Source organism: Yersinia entomophaga (genome assembly GCF_001656035.1).
Classification (GTDB): Bacteria; Pseudomonadota; Gammaproteobacteria; order Enterobacterales; family Enterobacteriaceae; genus Yersinia; species Yersinia entomophaga.
This window is the reverse complement of sequence record NZ_CP010029.1, coordinates 4078456-4094633: the sequence shown is the minus strand read 5'-3', so window position 1 is coordinate 4094633 and position 16178 is coordinate 4078456. Positions and strand designations below refer to the sequence as shown.

The window sequence follows — 16178 nt, the reverse complement described above, 5'->3', positions numbered from 1 at the left end:
GATTTGTTCTACTGGTCAGCACATGCGGAATAGATGCTTGTGACGCGCTTCCCGTGTCTGAAGATATATATCCTACCCGTCAGGAATGCCTTGCCGTGGCGGCTAAAATCCATCAGCGCCGCCCGGATGTGGTGCTGCTTTGTGGGGAAGTTCATCGGTAATAATCTGATAAATGTCAGGAATACGCTCATTTATCCACGGTGAGATCGCTGTTTGCCGTTTCTGACGGACAGCAACTGACCGCCATGCTCAACCCTTGCTGATACCAATGATAAATTTCGCTGCCGGCAATGCCCAATGTTTCGGGCTTTAACGCTATTGAACGCATTTGCCAAACACTCAGCCCGCGTTGTTTTAATCGTGCCTCGCGCGCGGTCCACAAGCGCCAAAACGCCATCATGACATTTTCGGCAGGCTGCGCCGCCAACCACAGATATTCAGCCTCACAGAAATAGTGTTGGGCAATCTCTATCGCACCGGTTCGCGGCCTGATCACTTCAATATCGCAGCCAATCGGCCCTTTATCACTCACGGCGACAAAAACAAAATCGCCGCTGTGACTGATATTGAAATGTGGCAATTGATCGCACCGAAACGCAGGTTTTCCCGATGCTTCAATGATCATTTCCCTGAGAGGTCGCTGACCCACCCGCTGCGCCAGCAACACTCTTCCCGCCAGCCACGCCTCCCGCCGTTTGCCGCTGGGAGCCTGAACCAGTAACTCCGGCGACAACCAATCGGTGGTGACAGCAGGTTGGCTGAGATCGCTGATTCGAGCCAGAGCGATGCGCATCATCGATTAACGCCAGCGCCGGAAAACCAGTGAAGTGTTGATACCGCCAAAGGCAAAGTTGTTGCTTTGGAAAAACTCGGTATCAATATGGCGTGGCTTCCCCATGATGTAATCAAGTTCGCCACAGGCCGGATCGGGCTGAGTCAGATTGAGCGTCGGCGCAAACCAGCCTTCATTCATCATTTCCAGACTCATCCAGGCCTCCAGCGCTCCGCAGGCACCTAACGTATGGCCGAAATAACTTTTCAGCGATGAAATCGGCGTATTATTGCCAAACACCGCGGCGGTAGCCTGACTTTCAGCCAGATCGCCACGGTCGGTCGCCGTACCGTGAGCGCTGATATAACCGATATCCGCCGCCTGTAACTGCGCCATCCGCAGCCCCTGTTCGATACAAATTTGCATAGTTTCACGCTGTGGCTGAGTAATGTGAGCCGCATCGCAGTTAGTGGCAAACCCCACGACTTCGCCGTAGATCTTCGCATCTCGCGCTTTGGCATGCTCCAATTCTTCCAACACCAGCGTGCCCGCGCCCTCGCCAATTACCAGCCCGTCTCGATTGATATCGAAAGGCGACGGCGTGGTGTGTGGCGAATCATTGCGCTGACTGGTGGCAAATAAGGTATCAAACACCGCGGCTTCGGACGGGCAAAGTTCTTCCGCTCCGCCGGCAACCATCACCGTTTGATAACCATGGCGAATGGCCTCCCACGCGTAACCTATTGCCTGGCTGCCGGAAGTACAGGCGCTAGAAGTTGGAATCACTCGCCCACGCAGCCCGAAGAACAACCCGGTATTCACCGCCGCGGTATGCGGCATCATCTGAACATAAGTGGTGCCGGTGATATTATTGGTGTGTTTTTCCGTTAGCATGGTGGCAAATTCGCTGACCGGTTTGGTACTGCCGGTAGAAGAGCCGTAGGCGATGCCGGTTTCACCATTGGTTAGCACCGCTTCGCCGATCAAACCCGCCTGAATCAGCGCCAGTTCGGTCGCTCTGGTCGCTAGCAGGGAAACTCGCCCCATTGAGCGAATGCGTTTGCGGGTGTAATGCTCCGGTAAAGTGAAATCATCAATAGGCGCGCCGACCAAGGTATTCAATCCCGCGTATTCCCGCCATTCCGGCATGCTGCGTACCGCATTTTTACCAGACTTTAGCCCAGCGGCCACGCTCTGCCAGTCATTGCCAAAGGCAGTTACGCCGCCCATGCCGGTGATCACTACGCGGCGGGTCATAGCATGCCCCCATTAACGGAAATCACCTGACGCGTCACGTAACCGGCAATATCAGACATCAAATAGCTGGCGAGCCCGGCCACTTCCTCTGCGGCGCCCATCCGTTTCATCGGGATCATATTCATCGCTTCTTTTAACGATGCTTCTTCCATCTGAATCATACCGGTATCAATCAGCCCCGGCGCTATGCAGTTGACAGTGATTTTGCGCTTCGCCAGTTCTATTGCCAGCGCTTTGGTTGCGCCGATAATGCCCGCTTTCGCCGCGCTATAGTTGACCTGACCTCGATTCCCCATTAAACCGGAAACCGACGACAGCGTGATGATTCTGCCGCCTTGACGCAACCCGATCATCGGCATAATACAGGGATGGATGACGTTATAAAAACTGTCAAGATTGGTATGGATCACGCTGTCCCAGTCGTCTTCACTGAGCGCTGGGAACGCGCCGTCGCGAGCTATTCCGGCATTGTTCACCACGCCGTAGTAAGCACCATGAGTATCAATATCCTGCTCGATGGCCTGCCGCGTCGCATCACGATCGGCTACGTCAAAACCGATAATCCGCCCTTGTCCGCCTTGCGCAGTTAGCTGTTCTACCGTTTGCTGAGCCCCTGGAAGATCGCTGTGATAATGCACGGCCACGCTAAATCCATCGGCGGCAAGTTGGAGGGCTATCGCTCGCCCAATACCTTTACTGCCGCCCGTGACCAAAACTGAACGTGTCATTCCATTTCATCCTGTTGAAATAATTGTTTAAGTTCTTGTTGATCCGGTTGATAGGTATTCAACCGCGCGGTGGCCAAAACCTGCCCTGCACAGCTGATTTCACCTTCAAAGCTGCCAAATTTTTCGTCCTGCATTAGCAAGACCATAGTGATATCCAATAAATTTCCGTTTTCAATCAACCGAGTCTGGCTGCGTAGCGCACGCGCGCCGAGCAACATGCCCAAATTCGCCGCCCGCTCGCCCCGCTGGCGGCTATGCCAACCCGACCACACGCCGACGGTCTGTGCCATCAATTCCAACGCAAACCATCCAGGCAAATGCCCTTCGGCAGTGAGGAAAGGAGCTAAAACGCCCTGTTCTGTGACTTTAACCCGACAATGCACGCTTTCTGCTTCTACCGCGACAACCTCATCCAGCAGCATCATCGGCGCCGCGTGAGGCAAATAATCTCCCGCCGGTAAATATTCAGGCATGACGCTTCCCCACAATCAGGCAGGTATTATTACCGCCAAAGGCAAATGAATTGGACATAACAATTGCCTTCATCAATGGCTCCTGCTCTAGCAGTAACCCACAAGACGGCAAGCTGTCATCCGGCGTTGAATGAGAGAAATCCTGTGCCGGCAAGGGTAAATCACGAGTCAATAACAGCCAGCACAGCGCGGCTTCGCACACGCCTGCCGCACCTAATGTGTGCCCGGTTAAATGCTTGGTTGAGCTACAGGGCGTGCCATTACCGAATATGCGATTGACCACTTTAGCCTCAATTTGATCGTTGAGCCGGGTAGCGGTGCCATGCAGATTGATATACCCCACATCCTGAGGTTGAATTGCCGCATCGTCCAACGCCTGTTCAATGGCGCGAATAGCACCTTCGCCTTCAGGGTGCGGCGCCGACATATGCCATGCGTCGCTAGATTCACCGACTCCGAGCAAGGCTATCTCGTGAGGCTCCCGCGTGAGCAGCATCAGAGCCGATGCTTCACCTATAGTAATACCGCAGCGTTCGGCGGCAAAAGGCTGGCAAAGCTGAGTGGAAAGCGATTCAAGACTGAGAAAACCGTTGACCGGCATCCGGCTAAGCGTATCTGCGCCGCCTACAATTGCCACATCCGCCAGCCCGGCTTCGATTAAACGCCGGCCGCTGATAATAGCTCTGGCGCTGGAAGAACAGGCGGTAGACAAGGTGAACGCGGGGCCCTCCAGTTCGAGATAGGCCGAAAGAAAACGTGCCGGATCGCCTAATTCCTGTTGATAATAATCATAGCCGTCACTTTCCTCGTCGTGACTGCGCTGGTTAACCTGTCGGTCGCCCTCATTTAATCCAGAAGTACTGGTGCCCAATACCACCGCCACACGATCGCGGCCAAAGCGCACTATCGCTTGATCGACCTGTGGACGAATTTGCTCCAACGCCGCCAATAACAATTGATTATTGCGGCTGCGATGCATAGCAAGCGCCGCCGGGATTTCCGGTAGTTCACCTTCAACGGCGCCTAACCAGCAGGGTTGTTCGGGCTGAACCCAGCCATCGCGCGGCTTCATGCCGGGAGCGATGCCCAAAGGAAGCTGGCTGGCAATCTGATCGGCATTGCTTCCTAACGCGTTCAGCATGCCTACCGCAGAAATATAAATCATGTTAGCTGTCCAGATGTTGAATCGCGATCTGATAACCAAAAACGTACTGGCGGATGCTAATCGGCTGACGCACGCCTTTGCTGGTCATATAAACAATTTCGGTTACCCGTTTTCCTTGCTTATCACGCAGTTCGCGGCGGGATCCGATGTCGACCAGCGTCCAGCCTGCGGGTAACTGCTCTTGCCAGGCAGAAATCGGCCAGTAGCTCAGCATAATATCGGCCAGAACTTGACTGGCCGGAGGCAACTCAGGTAGCACGATTGACTGCTCGCTTTCGATCCCCTGCGCACCGTAGGTCAGTTTGAACAGGCGAATACCCAGAGATGACAATCCCACCAGCGAAAGCTGTTGCCGATCTGCATTAAGCAATACCAGCAAAGACTGTTGCTTACCTTTCACCGTGGCGGTCAGCAACTGTTGTTCATTCACCGCCGGCGTGATACCCGGCGCAGGTAAGCTGACCTTCACGCCCGGTTTTAACCAGGCCTGAGGCCGATTATCCGCGGGTTTAGTGGCGCATGCCGTCAGCATCAAAGCCAAGGACATAGCCAAGATACAACGTAAAATCATCATGATTTCTTCCCTTTACGGCGTTGATGCATCGCCAATGGAGCCAGCAAAAATGCGGCAAATATACCGCTGCACAGCACAATACCGAAACTGCTGATAGCCTGAGTGCTGCTAAAGATCAGCATACCCAAGGTCAGCAATGAGGTACTCATCGCCACGGTTACGGCTAATAATGACGTCAGCGGTGTTCCTCGTGGGTTACTGAAAAATAAGGTGTAATTAATGCCAATCCCCAGCACCAGAACTAACGCCAGTAGCGAGAACAGGTTGAGGGAGTGGCCGCTAAACGCTAGCACTGCCAGCCCGCAGCCGAGAGAAAGTAACGAAGGCAATACGCACACCAGCCCACGCCGCACGCCCAGGCGCAACATGTAACTCAAGGCGATAACCACAATGGCTCCCAGCAACAGCCAACCCAGCATAGTGCGATAGAAAGAAAACATCTGGTCGAAGCTGGCTTTGCGATCAACCCAACTGACGCCAGCATGATTGGCCGCCAGCGCTGCCAAAGCGGCGCTGTTTTGCACGCCGTCGGTCGGCACCAATACTCCGCTACGCCCATCCGGTAACGTCATCCACATCAACGCCCAGCCCTCACTCACTACGCTATTGAGCCAGTTCTCCGGCGTGACCGGCATTGGAGTGAGATCGATCTTCAACCCGTCTATCCCAACGGTATCAAGCTGTGCCAGCACGTTGGGGGCAACCTGTTGCAGCAGCGTCAGATCCTGCTGTTGCTGCGCCTGAGAGGCCAATGGCAGCAAACGGTAGCCGCTGAGCCAGCCCTGTTTTTTCGCCTGTTGTAACTGCGGAGCAAATTGCTCTAACCGCCGTAGCGTCTGCTCGGGCGTATCGCCATAAACCACAAACCACTTCTGGTCGATGCCTTGCCCAGTCAAGGCCGTGATAGCCTGCTCCTCCCGATGAATATCCGGCGGCAGCGCCTGCAATTGGGCAATATCATCATTAATCTGCAAGCGTAGCAGTCCGGCTACGGAGAACAACGCCAATACCAGTGGCAAACCTAAATACAGCGTGCGTTGAGTGCGCCACGCGGAAAGCCAACGCATCAATGGCATCATGAATGGCACCGGCCGGACCGGTAATCCTCGACATAACCACGGATACCAGCACACCACGGTGAGACAAGAGGCAGTCAGACCCGCGGCGGCAAAAACCGCCAACTGGCGCAGGCCAGGGAACGGCGCCAACATCATAATCAGGTAGGCCAGAACCGTGGTCCCCAACGCCATCATTAACGCCGGAAAAACCTTGTGCAGACTTTGCCACGGCGAGGTTTCACGCCCATGCACCATGCGCTCGGTAAGATAATAAATGGTGTAATCAGCTGAAATACCGACAATGCTGATACTCATCACTAACGTCATTAAATGCAGTTCGCCAAAGAGCAATAAGGTCAGTGTACTGCCAGCCAACGCGCCGATACCGACGGACAACACGCACAACAGTAACGGACGCAGAGAGCGAAACACGCCCAGAATCAATAGCAAAACGCCGATGACCGTGGCGGAACCCAAGGTGGAAACATCATGTTTGGCCTGCTGGCTGGCATAATCGCTATAAAATAGCGTGCCGCGCGACATGACCTCGACGCCCGGAAAATGATGCTTAAGATCGGTCACGAGCGCCGCCAAATCTGTCACTACCTGATGCGCCTGCTGCATATTGTAGGAGGAGCCACTCAGCTCGCCGTGGATAAAATACCAGCTGCGCCCCGCCTCATCCTGAGCCACCAACCAGCCATTTTTCATCCTCAAACGGCTGGTATTTTGTTGTAGCGCCAGCTGGGAGCCCCGCACCAGCATCAACGGATCGTTCTTTATTTCGCTGCCGCTCACACCGGCAAAGGCCGAATAAAGCTGTGCCAGTATCCAGTTAGCCTGCTCATCACCACCGTTCATCAGGCGCTGTCGCGTCTGCGGGTCAATCATGCCATTACGATGCTGATAGAAGAATTTCCCCCATTTCTGCTGCTGATCAGCGTCGATAGGTCCTTGAACGGCGGTCAACGACGGCAGACCCTGCAAGCGTTCCAGCCAGCGCGCGGCCGCCGCTGGATCATCGCCTTCGGCGGGGCTGACCATCCAGACCACCTGACGGTCCAAACGCTGCATAAAACCGTCGTTCAGCGCCGGAGGAATCTGCCCCATACTTTGCGCAGGTAACAGCGCCAGCACGCTACTGGAAAGCTTGGATTGCGGTAACAATACCGTGAGCGTCGCCCCCAGCAACAGGCAAGCCGCCAGCCATAGCCAGGCCCATAAACTCGGCTTAGAAGACAAAACGTTGCTGCTCATCATGGGTCAACGTATCTGGTGTCAGGCGCTGATTGCTAAAGGTAATCTTGGTGCGATCCCCTTGACGATCGTTAAGCGAAATCTGATCGAGATACTGCTGCCCTTGCAGCGTGATAGTGTTAAACAGCTTATCTAGCGGCGACGTGGTCGGTTTCAGCTCCAACTGCCATTTCCCCTGTCCTAAGTCGCTGAAGGTCAGCGAGAAATTTTGTTCCAACACCTGACGCTCAGCCTGAAACAGTGCGCGCAGCAAGTGGTTAAACTGGAACATCTGCGGATTGGAATCAGCGGTAACAATCTGTGGCTCCTGCCCATTAATTACCTGAACCATACGCTTATCATCCAACACCAGCGTCAATGGAAAAGGTTTTTGCTGTTGCCACCACAGGCCGTTTTTCTGTGCGATCAGTAACTCACCGCTGGAACGCAGCGGCTGCGGCATATCCTTGATCTGGCGCTCCTGACTAAACTGCGCTCGTACCACCGGCTGCTGCGCCAAACGCTGCTGTAACTCATCCAGCGTCACTGCCTGTGCGCCAGCGGCGATCGCCAGCGACAACATTAAAATCCATTTTTTCATGGTTTGATTCCCATTCTTTCAAACAAAATATCAGGGCTGACAAAACACATTTCTCGCGTACTTTCTTCGACGGCAACCTGAATGGTATAGCCGGTGGTAGTCCGCTTGCCGCTTTGAGCATCGAAAATCTGATACACAATTTTCAGCCGATTTTCGAACTCTTCAACGTGGGCTCTGACCCGAATTCGCTGTTCGAACTCCAGCACGTCACGGTATTTCACCCGCGTATCAACAACCGGCCAAACATAACCAGACTCACGCATTTGCCGGTAACCATAATTAAACTGATTCAGTAGCGCCTCTCGCACCACTTCGAAATAACGGAAGTAATTACCGTGCCATACCACGCCCATCGGGTCGGTATCGTGGAAAGGCACGGTAATCTCTACTTCGGCGGTAAAACGGGCATCGGTCAGCACTTGTTACTCCTTGCCAGACGGCGAATCAGGCAGCCGCCAGAAATCAAAAAAGTTAAACCAGTCGAGCGGCGATTGCAGCGCGTAGTACTCCAGACGTGACGCATAGCGATCCACCGCCTGTTGCAATGCGGTCTCACGCTGCTGACGTGGCAACAGCAACGGATCGGCAAAAGGTTCGCAATGGATATGGAGTTTGCCCTGCTGGTGCAAGGCAAACATCAGTAACACCGGGCAGCGCAATACCGATGCCAGAACAAATGGTCCTTGCGGAAACGGCGCGGGCGCACCGAGAAATTCGCTCCACACCACGCGGCGGTCTCCACCGCGCTGGGTAGTCACCGAGGTACGATCGCCGACAATCGCCACCCATTCACCGGCGTCCAGCTTCTCTTTCAGCAAAATAGCGGTTTCTGGCCCCATGCGGGTCACGGGAATCAGATTAATCCCCGCCTGCGGCGCGATTTCTTCCAATACCTGCTTAAATCTTTGGGCATGTTCGCTAAATACCAGAGCGTGAATTACCCTATGACCATCCTGCTGTGCTAATGCGCGGCACACCTCGATATCTCCGAGGTGAGAAGCCAGAATCAGCTTCCCACCGTCAGACTCGGCATTAATGGTTTCTTGCGCTCCGGGAGCAAATACAATTTGCTCCCCCAGTCGCAAATCCCCGCGCCAACTGGCGACTTTGTCCAGCATCGCGCGACTAAACCGCAGGAAATGTCGATAACTGGTTAGATTGCCCGGCAAAGCCAATGACTTTTTCTGGGCAGTTTGCTGCAAACGTACCAGATATTGCTGCGAGGCCTGCCGCTGAGTTCGGCCGGTTAGCCAGAAATATCCCACTACCGGACGTAGTAATATCTCGAAAGTTTTCCGCCCTAATAGACGATAAACCGCGAGCATAAAGCGCATGCCGTTCAGACCTTTACGCTCTTTGACTCCAGCCCAGTGACGCGGACGACGTCGCGTTAACAATTGCGGGAGACGTCTCAACATGCCCAAAAATAACCGGGTATGCATCCACGAAATCCGCAGGTTATCCCGCAGTGCATCAAAATGGGAAAGCCCGTCGGCGGGGTAAGTCACTCGCGTAGGAACAAAACGACTATCAATGCCTTGCCAGTACAGGCGCACCATGATTTCCGTATCAAAATCCATACGTTTCCCCAATGGATATTGCGCCATCAGGGCTATTACCGGAGCCAGCGGATAGACCCGAAACCCGCACATACTGTCTTTCAGGGAGAGCGACAGAGTTTCTATCCATACCCACACATGGGTAATATAGCGACCATACAGACGAGATTTTGGCACCGACTGGTCGTAAATCGGGCGGCCGGAGATCAGCATATCCGGATAGCGCTGCGACTGTTTCAGCATCTCGGGAATATCTTCAATACAGTGTTGCCCATCGGCATCCACCTGTAACACGTGGCTATATCCCGCCTCGGCAGCCACGGTAAAACCTGTTAATACCGCCACACCTTTGCCCTGATTACAAGGCAATCTAACCAACGTGATGCCAGAGTGCGTTCCGGCCAACTGCTGTAAAATCTGTTGCGTGGCAGGTTCGCTGCCATCGTCAATGATAAAACAGTGCAGGCCAAAGGGAGCCAGCCGCGCCAACACATCATTCATCATTGCGCCGTGGTTATAGCAAGGAATAACCACGCACGGCGCGAAGGCGTGAACGGTTAACGACATAATTTTATGGCTCCGCTACTGGCCGTGCGCGCAGCGACGCCTTCATCCAGCGTATAGCTAAAACTGAGCAAGCCACGGGATTCATTCCAATCGAGGCGGAGTAACACCTGATTGCCCGGCAACAGCGGCAACTGGAATTTGACTTTATCGATACCGGAAAACTGCCAGGCTGCGCCCGCGATATCTGCCGCGTACCCCATCACCCAATCGATCTGCGCCACGCCCGGCAGCAGCGGTTGTACGTCAAAATGTCCGGTAAACCAGCTTAATTTGGGGTCCAGATACAGTCTAACCTCCATCTGATGCCGTTCCGACTGTTGACGGGATAGCTCAACGGGTTTCATTAAATAACTCCTGTAACTGAGGCCAAGAACGTTTGCTTTGCTGATTAAGCGGAATAACCGATAATTTGCGCCAATAGCGCGGTAATGCCACCGGTTCCAGCCAACCGCCAAGCTGCTGTCGCCAGCGGCGGGTCAGCCGCAGCCAACCGATTTGCTCTAATTCGTCCAATCCTGCCTGATTCAGCACCACCGCCGCGCCGATACATTGCCGCGCACCGCGTTTAACCACCAGCACCGCAACGTCTTCGATGCCAGACAAAGTCTGCAATCGCCGCTCAATCTCACTGAGAGACAGACGCTTTTCTTCAATTTTGACTACCCGATCGCGACGACCGGCCAGTGTAAATAGCCCTTGATCGTCGACAATAATTCGATCATCCAACGCCATTCCCAACGGATCGGGAATCAAAGGGGAAACCACGCGCCAGTTATCCTGCTCATCGCGACTCAGCTGCACGCCGCTAAAAGGCTGCCACGGTGTCTGCGGATGATGCCGGCTACGCCATGCCATCACTCCGGTTTCAGTGCTGCCATAAATTTCATCGGGCGTGATTCCGAGCCAGTTCTGCGCTCGTTGAGCATCGTCAAAATGTAGCTGCCCACCGGCGGAAACCACCCATTCGCAACGCGGCGGCGGCAACTGGCTATCCAGCCGCTGTAAAAACGCCGGGCTGGTAATAAAGGCGCAGCGCGGACTGTTCGCCAGTTGCTCAGGGAACTCCACCGTTTCGCTGGCGAAAGGCAGCCCTAGCGCTAAAGGTAGCCAGATGCGGAACGTCAGACCGTACAGATGTTGATGGCTTACGGATGCCCGAACCACACAGTGACTCAGCCGATCGCCCCATAAATCAGCCAGCCAGACGGCCTCTCTATCCATCACGGCAACCGGTTTATCCACCCGACGGGGTTCGCCGGAGGAACCCGAGGTGAATAACCGCAGACTAGCGTCAGCGGCAATCGACGGTAACGGCACGCTCGCAGGGGCGGTGTCCGATAGCGACCACACAGGGCAGTCTAGTTTCAGCGGCAGATCGCTTAATACCCCCTCGAAATGCTGGCTTTGCTCAACGAGCTGCGCTCGCCGATTATGCCCTGGCAGTACCGGAATTTTGCCCGCGTACAGCGTGGCCAGCAGCGCGACACAAAACTGATAGCTATCGTTAAAACACAGCGCCCAACAGGTTTCTGAACTGCTTATCAGGCGCGCATAAAGCTGGGTCACATCCTGTCGAAACGTCTTCAGGTCGATATCTTTATCACCGCGGCGGGCAATCAAAGTGCTACCCGCCCGTTCTTCAGACAGCCATTGAGTCAACGGTAATGTATTCATCGGTTTTTTATCCGTCGGCGTACCAGCCATTCCACGCCCATCACGCCGCCAATAAAGATATAGCTCAGCATGCCATTCCATAACGCCCAGATTTTCATGTCGTTATACAAACAGGTCGCCAGTGCAGTCGAGCCGTTGATGATAAAAAACAAACACCAAACCTGAGTGACACGCCGGGTATAGCGCACACCCTGCGGCGGTAAATCCGGCTCACGCCAACGGGCGATTTGCTCCACGATTGGCATGCCATAAAACAGAGAGCTGCCGAACAGAATCAACAGCACCAGATTAACCGCCACCGGGTAATACATCAGCACATGATGATCGCGCATCAGCACGCTCGCAGCGCAAAGAGCAATACCGGTTAACGCCAGCGCTTTCCCCGCATACATTTGGCCGTCCGTTTGACCTTGCAGCCCCCCATGATCTTTCAGTAACCACAGGCGTAGCAGGAAAAAGGCAATAAACAGCGGAATTAACCAGAAGGACAGACCCTGTGTCACGCCCGCCCAAATAATGAACGGCCATAACAACATAATTAGCCCATTGGCGATGCGCAGGAAATTTTGCATAAACGGCGTGGTTTTCCGAAACAACCGATCAGCCTGGTTGCTGTAATAATTGTTCTACCGCATCCACGACGTCTTGCACGGTACGCACAGACTTAAAGGATTCAGGCTTGATCCGACGGCCGGTCTTTTTCTGTAAATGAACCACCATATCCACGGCGTCAATACTGTCTAATTCCAGATCTTCATACAGACGCGCCTGCGGCGTGATCTGCGACCGGTCGATTTCGAAAAGTTTGACCAAGAGATCCGACACTTCCTGGTAAATATCTTGTTTATCCATAAGTTATCCGACTATTTAGCGCGTTGAGATTGAATGAATGACGCCAGCGTGGCGATGGAGTAAAAATGCTGACGCATTTCTTCGCTTTCGGCAGATAACATCACGCCATAGCGATTTTTGACCGCCAGACCTAACTCCAGCGCGTCAATGGAATCCAGTCCCAAACCGTCGCCAAACAGCGCGGCGTCTGCGTCTATCTCATCGGGAGTCATATCTTCGAGATTCAGGGTATCAATAATTAGTTTTTTTAATTCAAGAGAGCGTTCTTGCATCATCCGTATCCATGGGTTGGCCATTCTCAGGCGTCAATAACTGGGCTAATTGTCGATTCAGCTGGCGAGCGGCAAGCGCTTGCGCATCCTCTTCGACAGCCACAAAATATTCGTTAGCAATACGTTCGCCCACTACAACGCTGAACACCGGTTTTTCTGGCGGTATCTGATACCAGCGGCTCTGTTTATTCAGCGTTTGTTGGCTACAGTGAATATGCACAATACGCAAATCACACTCGCAACGGACAGCAACGTTGGCCGCACCCCGCTGTAATTTCAGCGGTTTTCCCGGACTGGTGCGCGTACCTTCGGGAAAAATCAAAATATTCTCGCCGCGGTTTAAACGTTGGCGACAGGCCAGCAGCAGGGTTTGTCCCTGACTATTGACCAAATAATCGGCGGCTTTAATCACGCCGTTTACAAAGGGATTACGCAAGAGTTCAGCCTTAACCAGACAATCGACGTCCGGCAAGGCCGAAGCCAAAATAACGTAATCCAACAGCGTGGGATGATTCGCGACGATCAGGCAACCTTTATCAGCGCGAATCTTTTCGATGCCCTGCAAGCGGTAATCCAGCACACCCAGCCTGCGGGCCAAAGCGAGGAACAGGCGAAAACTGGCGGAAATGCTGCGTCTGGCCAGAATGCGCCGCTGCTGACCATCACGCTGAGTCAGCAGGAGAAAATTGAACCACAGCAACGATAATAACAGCCCGCCCAGCCCGAACAGGGCAAAACATAGCCCCGTCATGATCAGCCGCCACAGCCCATTAATTTGTCGCCCCAGCTTCAACGCTTTCATCCTAACGGCTCCACTGCCAATCAAATCGACCGCCGGTTACGACAAAGGAAGCGTGCGAACCCAGCCAATGATGCAAAAATTGCAGACTCTGGGGCACCTCCGGCTCGGGCGACAGCCCCTTGCGGGTAGCGCAGCGCAAGATATCACCCGGTTCAATCAGTAAAGCTACGGCAAACGGATATTTTGGCATATCCGATGTCATATATGGATGGTAAAAATCTGGAATTACGCCATCGAAATCCACTATTAATACGCGGGAATAGCCGGCCTGATGTAACGCCATAACTTCGAGCAAACCTTGCTGAAAAGTTTCCGCGCCGGCGGATAAAGACGATGAAACCAGCGGTTTTCTGGCGGCGATAGTAAGATTACCCACCGCAGAATTATGCACCGACATAGCAAAATCCGTGGGTGACAGGCTTTGTTCCGTCGCCAGCGCCTGCAAAATGCGGTAGTTACGCTCCAACTCACCGTGACGGCTGGTATATACAATCGCATCCACCGGTTGGCGGCGCAAAATCGCTAACCCGCATTCCACGGCCAGACGACTTCCTGAACTCAGGCGACGAGCCGTCATCATCGGCAACAGGCTACATTTAGCCAGCGGCTGGGTGTGATCTATCCTGGCAGGCGATTGATTAGCCCATCTGCGCCATTCATCTGCCAAGGCTAATCCAGGCGCGATAGCCTGCCAATCGGTGATGTTCAGAGTAAACTGCATGAATTCGTGATCTCTGGCGGAGAAAATGAGAAAAATACCGAGGCAATAATTGACTGATGCCCAATTGCCCCTTATTTCTTATAATTTTTCGGTTAGTGCCTCGATTCGGCTTTTTTCAGTCAGCCGCTATCGTTTTTTACAAATCAATAAAGTATGGCCAATGCCAAGATTATCTATTTGCTTTTCCAACTCAAGGTCGGCTTTCTGTAAATAACCCAGGAAATCAGTGACGCTATAAAAACGACTGTTACCATTAGCCATGCAGGTAAAATACAGCGAAGAAGCATTTAAACTAAATGCTCCAGCCTCGTAGGGCTGGCAATCCCAGAAGAGCTCCATAATACACACTCTGGCGTCGGGCTTCATCGCCGCTGCGATTTTTTTTGAGAATAGCAATAATCTGAGCTTCCGAGAAACAGTCTAGGAACTGGCTCATCCACCAAACGTCAGCCTCCTGCGGTAACTGCACATCGGTCAATATATCTGCCTCATGGACAGAAATACGCTCAGACAGCCCATGCTTCGCGATGTTTTTCTCAGCTAGCAGAATTTGCTGCGGTAAATCGATGATGGTCATCTCGACCTGCGCATGATATTTGCAGCAGCGTAAAGCCCATTTTCCGGTATTGCCGCCCACGTCGTAAATTTTTGCCGGCTCAAGGGCAAAGACGTGAGGCAAAGCAGCGCTGAAAGCGCCATCGGAATAGAAATGATCGAAAGCAAACCAACTTTGTTTCGCAGGCTCAGGCAACTGGCTCAGCGCCGGATAAATCGTCGGCCAGGAACCGAAAACCTGAAGTCCAGCCGGTTTACCCTGCTGTAATGATTCTTTCAGATGATATAAGCCTTGATAGCAAACGTCCTGCGTAAAATCCATATTGACGCGGGTCATAGCGTCATGCAGTAAATAGTGGCCAATTTTTCCGATAAAATAGCGGCCTTCGGTTTGGTAAACAATATTCCCGCTCATGCCCATATCTAACAACACGCCTACGGCATAATCGTTCAGCTCGCAGCCGCAGGTAATTTCCTGCCGGGTCGCGCCCTGCTTTCTGCAATTATCCAACAGCGATAGAATGCCTGAATCCCTGAGATTTACCGCCGCTTGAAATAACATGGGCGCAAAAGCAATTCTCTGTGCCTCGGTAATTGCGTCAAGCGCACTAATATTATCTTTATCGTAGTTATAGCGCACGGCCATGGTTTGATGTCCAATATCAAATCGCCAAAGCCAGATTACGGTTAATCCGGCCCCGACTTAACTCAAATTTCCGTATTATTTATTAGCATTAGCCATTAAACGTTTTTGAATATCTTTATCGAGGTTATTAACCCAACGATTATAATTACGATGGATTTTTCCATTAGCAGATTTTAAGTTTGTGCTGCTGACATATTTAATGGTGTAGTTGGTCGGGGTGTAGTTAATACGGATGTTCACGCTGTGATCGCGGTTCATTAAGCGCCCATCAATCACACCTGGCGCCACCGGAGTCATAATCCAGTCACGATTCTGACCTGCATCCAGGATGGCCGTTTTGATCTGTTCGGTAGAATTATGGGTCGTGATATTGGTGTAAGGCGTTAATACAGGAACGGTACGTGCACAGCCGGAAAGCGCAGCGACACAAATGAAGCTGATGAGTAACTTATGAGAGGTTTTCATATATCCCTATTTCTCTAGATTGTATTAATTTTCCAATTAGGCGTGCTAAAAACCAGATACAGACTAAATACGCGCAACAATGTACTAAATAAAATTAACGCCTGCAATCATGGAGTTAATTAACTTATTTGTTACATTTCATCCTAACTCGCACTTAATCGCTACCGATTGATTTTAAAACCCCATTCAGCAAATTAAAGC

Annotated in this window: 18 protein-coding genes and 1 pseudogene; all 19 read right to left on the bottom strand. The window is 52.7% G+C overall.

From position 1 onward, the window contains the following. Positions 1–187: 187 nt before the first annotated feature. The 19 genes and pseudogenes from PL78_RS18370 to PL78_RS18280 all read right to left on the bottom strand — a co-directional run bounded on the left by PL78_RS18370 (position 188) and on the right by PL78_RS18280 (position 15977). Positions 188–796 carry a 4'-phosphopantetheinyl transferase superfamily protein gene (locus PL78_RS18370; protein ID WP_064517871.1) on the bottom strand — a complete coding sequence of 203 codons (609 nt, stop codon included), beginning with the start codon at positions 794–796 and terminating at the stop codon, positions 188–190. A gap of 3 nt (positions 797–799) precedes the next feature. Next, on the bottom strand, positions 800–2029 hold the full coding sequence (locus PL78_RS18365) for a beta-ketoacyl-ACP synthase (protein ID WP_064517869.1): 1230 nt from the start codon (positions 2027–2029) through the stop codon (positions 800–802). After that, positions 2026–2757 (bottom strand): 3-ketoacyl-ACP reductase FabG2, encoded by a 732-nt coding sequence (locus PL78_RS18360; RefSeq protein ID WP_064517867.1) that lies wholly within the window; start codon positions 2755–2757, stop codon positions 2026–2028. The genes PL78_RS18365 and PL78_RS18360 overlap by 4 nt, the downstream gene beginning before the upstream one ends. Beyond that, positions 2754–3230, bottom strand: coding sequence for a hotdog family protein (locus PL78_RS18355; RefSeq protein WP_064517865.1), 477 nt, complete (start codon positions 3228–3230; stop codon positions 2754–2756). The genes PL78_RS18360 and PL78_RS18355 overlap by 4 nt, the downstream gene beginning before the upstream one ends. Further along, positions 3223–4395: a beta-ketoacyl-[acyl-carrier-protein] synthase family protein gene (locus PL78_RS18350; protein WP_064517863.1), complete on the bottom strand. Its 1173-nt coding sequence runs from the start codon at positions 4393–4395 to the stop codon at positions 3223–3225. Before PL78_RS18350 ends, PL78_RS18355 begins: the two co-directional genes overlap by 8 nt. A gap of 1 nt (position 4396) precedes the next feature. After that, on the bottom strand, positions 4397–4969 hold the full coding sequence (locus PL78_RS18345; protein ID WP_064517862.1) for a DUF3261 domain-containing protein: 573 nt from the start codon (positions 4967–4969) through the stop codon (positions 4397–4399). Continuing rightward, on the bottom strand, positions 4966–7287 hold the full coding sequence (locus PL78_RS18340; protein WP_064517859.1) for an MMPL family transporter: 2322 nt from the start codon (positions 7285–7287) through the stop codon (positions 4966–4968). Before PL78_RS18340 ends, PL78_RS18345 begins: the two co-directional genes overlap by 4 nt. After that, a complete protein-coding gene (locus tag PL78_RS18335) occupies positions 7259–7864 on the bottom strand; it encodes a LolA family protein (protein ID WP_064517857.1) in 606 nt (201 codons plus the stop codon). Before PL78_RS18335 ends, PL78_RS18340 begins: the two co-directional genes overlap by 29 nt. Then, complete coding sequence (locus PL78_RS18330; protein WP_064517854.1) at positions 7861–8283, bottom strand: acyl-CoA thioesterase; 423 nt, start codon at positions 8281–8283, stop codon at positions 7861–7863. The genes PL78_RS18335 and PL78_RS18330 overlap by 4 nt, the downstream gene beginning before the upstream one ends. 3 nt (positions 8284–8286) lie before the next feature. Further along, a complete protein-coding gene (locus PL78_RS18325; protein WP_064517852.1) occupies positions 8287–9990 on the bottom strand; it encodes a glycosyltransferase family 2 protein in 1704 nt (567 codons plus the stop codon). After that, positions 9981–10334 (bottom strand): ApeI family dehydratase, encoded by a 354-nt coding sequence (locus tag PL78_RS18320; RefSeq protein ID WP_064517849.1) that lies wholly within the window; start codon positions 10332–10334, stop codon positions 9981–9983. Before PL78_RS18320 ends, PL78_RS18325 begins: the two co-directional genes overlap by 10 nt. Beyond that, the gene (locus PL78_RS18315) at positions 10321–11694 is read right to left on the bottom strand and encodes a class I adenylate-forming enzyme family protein (protein WP_235600988.1); all 1374 of its coding nucleotides are present in this window, start codon (positions 11692–11694) and stop codon (positions 10321–10323) included. The genes PL78_RS18320 and PL78_RS18315 overlap by 14 nt, the downstream gene beginning before the upstream one ends. Continuing rightward, on the bottom strand, positions 11661–12236 hold the full coding sequence (locus PL78_RS18310; protein WP_064517845.1) for a COG4648 family protein: 576 nt from the start codon (positions 12234–12236) through the stop codon (positions 11661–11663). Before PL78_RS18310 ends, PL78_RS18315 begins: the two co-directional genes overlap by 34 nt. Before the next feature lie 28 nt (positions 12237–12264). Beyond that, positions 12265–12516, bottom strand: a complete 252-nt coding sequence (locus tag PL78_RS18305; protein WP_064517844.1) for an acyl carrier protein — start codon at positions 12514–12516, stop codon at positions 12265–12267. Between the two features lie 11 nt (positions 12517–12527). Continuing rightward, positions 12528–12788, bottom strand: a complete 261-nt coding sequence (locus tag PL78_RS18300) for a phosphopantetheine-binding protein (protein ID WP_064517843.1) — start codon at positions 12786–12788, stop codon at positions 12528–12530. Further along, positions 12769–13590, bottom strand: a complete 822-nt coding sequence (locus PL78_RS18295) for a lysophospholipid acyltransferase family protein (protein WP_064517842.1) — start codon at positions 13588–13590, stop codon at positions 12769–12771. Before PL78_RS18295 ends, PL78_RS18300 begins: the two co-directional genes overlap by 20 nt. Position 13591: 1 nt before the next feature. After that, positions 13592–14311: a beta-ketoacyl synthase chain length factor gene (locus PL78_RS18290; protein WP_064517840.1), complete on the bottom strand. Its 720-nt coding sequence runs from the start codon at positions 14309–14311 to the stop codon at positions 13592–13594. Between the two features lie 126 nt (positions 14312–14437). Beyond that, a pseudogene (locus PL78_RS18285) lies at positions 14438–15512 on the bottom strand (methyltransferase). Positions 15513–15587: 75 nt separating this feature from the next. Continuing rightward, positions 15588–15977: a hypothetical protein gene (locus PL78_RS18280; protein WP_064517839.1), complete on the bottom strand. Its 390-nt coding sequence runs from the start codon at positions 15975–15977 to the stop codon at positions 15588–15590. Between the last annotated feature and the right edge of the window lie 201 nt (positions 15978–16178).

Coding starts and splice junctions, on each gene's coding strand:
- PL78_RS18370 (WP_064517871.1), bottom strand. CDS start 796: ATGATGCGCATCGCTCTGGCTCGAATCAGCGATCTCAGCCAACCTGCT.
- PL78_RS18365 (WP_064517869.1), bottom strand. CDS start 2,029: ATGACCCGCCGCGTAGTGATCACCGGCATGGGCGGCGTAACTGCCTTT.
- PL78_RS18360 (WP_064517867.1), bottom strand. CDS start 2,757: ATGACACGTTCAGTTTTGGTCACGGGCGGCAGTAAAGGTATTGGGCGA.
- PL78_RS18355 (WP_064517865.1), bottom strand. CDS start 3,230: ATGCCTGAATATTTACCGGCGGGAGATTATTTGCCTCACGCGGCGCCG.
- PL78_RS18350 (WP_064517863.1), bottom strand. CDS start 4,395: ATGATTTATATTTCTGCGGTAGGCATGCTGAACGCGTTAGGAAGCAAT.
- PL78_RS18345 (WP_064517862.1), bottom strand. CDS start 4,969: ATGATGATTTTACGTTGTATCTTGGCTATGTCCTTGGCTTTGATGCTG.
- PL78_RS18340 (WP_064517859.1), bottom strand. CDS start 7,287: ATGATGAGCAGCAACGTTTTGTCTTCTAAGCCGAGTTTATGGGCCTGG.
- PL78_RS18335 (WP_064517857.1), bottom strand. CDS start 7,864: ATGAAAAAATGGATTTTAATGTTGTCGCTGGCGATCGCCGCTGGCGCA.
- PL78_RS18325 (WP_064517852.1), bottom strand. CDS start 9,990: ATGTCGTTAACCGTTCACGCCTTCGCGCCGTGCGTGGTTATTCCTTGC.
- PL78_RS18320 (WP_064517849.1), bottom strand. CDS start 10,334: ATGAAACCCGTTGAGCTATCCCGTCAACAGTCGGAACGGCATCAGATG.
- PL78_RS18315 (WP_235600988.1), bottom strand. CDS start 11,694: ATGGCTGGTACGCCGACGGATAAAAAACCGATGAATACATTACCGTTG.
- PL78_RS18310 (WP_064517845.1), bottom strand. CDS start 12,236: ATGCAAAATTTCCTGCGCATCGCCAATGGGCTAATTATGTTGTTATGG.
- PL78_RS18305 (WP_064517844.1), bottom strand. CDS start 12,516: ATGGATAAACAAGATATTTACCAGGAAGTGTCGGATCTCTTGGTCAAA.
- PL78_RS18300 (WP_064517843.1), bottom strand. CDS start 12,788: ATGCAAGAACGCTCTCTTGAATTAAAAAAACTAATTATTGATACCCTG.
- PL78_RS18295 (WP_064517842.1), bottom strand. CDS start 13,590: ATGAAAGCGTTGAAGCTGGGGCGACAAATTAATGGGCTGTGGCGGCTG.
- PL78_RS18290 (WP_064517840.1), bottom strand. CDS start 14,311: ATGCAGTTTACTCTGAACATCACCGATTGGCAGGCTATCGCGCCTGGA.
- PL78_RS18280 (WP_064517839.1), bottom strand. CDS start 15,977: ATGAAAACCTCTCATAAGTTACTCATCAGCTTCATTTGTGTCGCTGCG.